General features: G+C 41.4%; 1 rRNA gene. It reads right to left on the bottom strand.

The window, feature by feature from the left end:
• Nucleotides 1-44 precede the first annotated feature (44 nt).
• A 16S ribosomal RNA gene (locus tag HN014_RS02510) occupies nt 45-1,570 on the bottom strand.
• Nucleotides 1,571-2,500: the final 930 nt, after the last annotated feature.

Raw genomic sequence — 2,500 nt, forward strand, 5'->3', positions numbered from 1 at the left:
CTAAAAACAAATAAGAATAACCATAATTGTATCGTAATCTCTAGAAAGGAGGTGTTCCAGCCGCACCTTCCGGTACGGCTACCTTGTTACGACTTAGCCCCAGTTACTAGTTTTACCCTAGGCCGCTCCTTGCGGTGACGGACTTCAGGTACCCCCAGCTTCCATGGCTTGACGGGCGGTGTGTACAAGGCCCGGGAACGTATTCACCGCATCATGGCTGATATGCGATTACTAGCGATTCCAGCTTCACGGAGTCGAGTTGCAGACTCCGATCCGAACTGTGATATACTTTATAGATTCGCGCCTTGTCACCAAGTGGCTGCTCTCTGTATATACCATTGTAGCACGTGTGTAGCCCAGGACGTAAGGGCCGTGATGATTTGACGTCATCCCCACCTTCCTCACGGTTTGCACCGGCAGTCTTGTTAGAGTTCTCAGCTTAACCTGCTAGCAACTAACAACAGGGGTTGCGCTCGTTATAGGACTTAACCTGACACCTCACGGCACGAGCTGACGACAACCATGCAGCACCTTGTAAGTAGTCCGAAGAAAGATCTATCTCTAAATCATGCAACTTACATTTAAGCCCTGGTAAGGTTCCTCGCGTATCATCGAATTAAACCACATGCTCCACCGCTTGTGCGGGCCCCCGTCAATTCCTTTGAGTTTCATTCTTGCGAACGTACTCCCCAGGTGGGTCACTTATCACTTTCGCTTAGCCACTCAGTCCGAAAACCAAACAGCTAGTGACCATCGTTTACGGCGTGGACTACCAGGGTATCTAATCCTGTTCGCTACCCACGCTTTCGTCCATCAGCGTCAATAAATTGTTAGTGATCTGCCTTCGCAATCGGTATTCTATGTAATATCTATGCATTTCACCGCTACACTACATATTCTAACCACTTCACAATTATTCAAGACATACAGTATCAATGGCAATTTTACGGTTGAGCCGCAAACTTTCACCACTGACTTATACGCCCGCCTACGGACCCTTTAAACCCAATGATTCCGGATAACGCTTGGATCCTCCGTATTACCGCGGCTGCTGGCACGGAGTTAGCCGATCCTTATTCGTAGAGTACCGTCAGAGCAATACACGTATTGCGGTTTCTTCCTCTATAAAAGTAGTTTACAACCCATAGGGCAGTCTTCCTACACGCGGCATGGCTGGATCAGAGTTGCCTCCATTGTCCAATATTCCTCACTGCTGCCTCCCGTAGGAGTCTGGTCCGTGTCTCAGTACCAGTGTGGGGGATCTCCCTCTCAGGACCCCTATCTATCGTAGCCTTGGTATGCCGTTACCATACCAACTAGCTAATAGAACGCATAGCCATCTCTAAGCGATAAATCTTTAATTATTTAATTATGCAATCAAATAATACTATAAGGTATTAATCCAAATTTCTCTGGGCTATCCCTTACTTAAAGGTAGGTTCTATACGCGTTACGCACCCGTGCGCCGGTCGTCAGCAAGATTGCAAGCAATCTCCTGTTACCCCTCGACTTGCATGTGTTAAGCCTGCCGCTAGCGTTCATCCTGAGCCAGGATCAAACTCTTCATCGTGAATTCTTAAATATTATTTAGATTCAACAACTATGGAATTTTGTCTTCTCAATGATGTTTCTAGTCTTAATTCTAATGCTTATATATTTCTATATACGCGCTGTCAATCAATATGTTTATGAACGTAAGTCTAATCCAAAAATTAAACCGTCTTTTCGTATGTTAAATAGGAATCGAACCTTATTAAGTATCATCAATACTTTACTCCAGTATAACTATTTTTATGAACTCTTATCCTTTCGATAAGCGGGTGCAAACATACAAACCTTTTTTGTTTCTGACAAAACTTTTTTTAAAGTTTTTTTTACTTTTTTATAACAGTTTTTAAATCTTAAACAAACCATAGTTTACCTAACAAAAAACTTGCTATAATTACTCGATAACTTACACCTACTCTTACAAGAAAACATGTATTTTACCGAAACAAAAAAGTGTGCTTTTTTATGATTTTTAAAAGCAAGTATCTCTAAATACTTACTCCTTTAAAATCCCCGTTTTCAATGAACATCAGCCCCTCGGCTAAGCGGGTGCAAACATACAACCTTTTTCATATTCAGCAATACTTTTTTTGCGTTTTTTTTAAATTATTTAGCAATCCGCTATCAAACAAAAACTTAGCTTTACACAAAAAAGTTCCTGATCAAACCAAAGCGTAAAGCAAGTAATTACACCCCTGCTTCTTTTATACTATTTTTTTAGTCCCTCAGCCAATCCTATTCATCTTCTGCCATACTAAATATTAAAAACAATAGCTACATCCATCTAACCAGAAGTTGTTTTTAAGCTATAGCCTTGTCTATCCTTAGTCCTAAGCACTGCTTATTTTCCAGCCTTTATAGACCTTTATACTAAATTGTCCTCACTCTGATAAAACAACAGGATATCATAGCCTTTTTAAGCGATACTAAACGCTAAAAACAATCTCTTCTA

It is taken from the genome of Aquimarina sp. TRL1, from assembly GCF_013365535.1.
GTDB classification, from domain to species: domain Bacteria; phylum Bacteroidota; class Bacteroidia; order Flavobacteriales; family Flavobacteriaceae; genus Aquimarina; species Aquimarina hainanensis.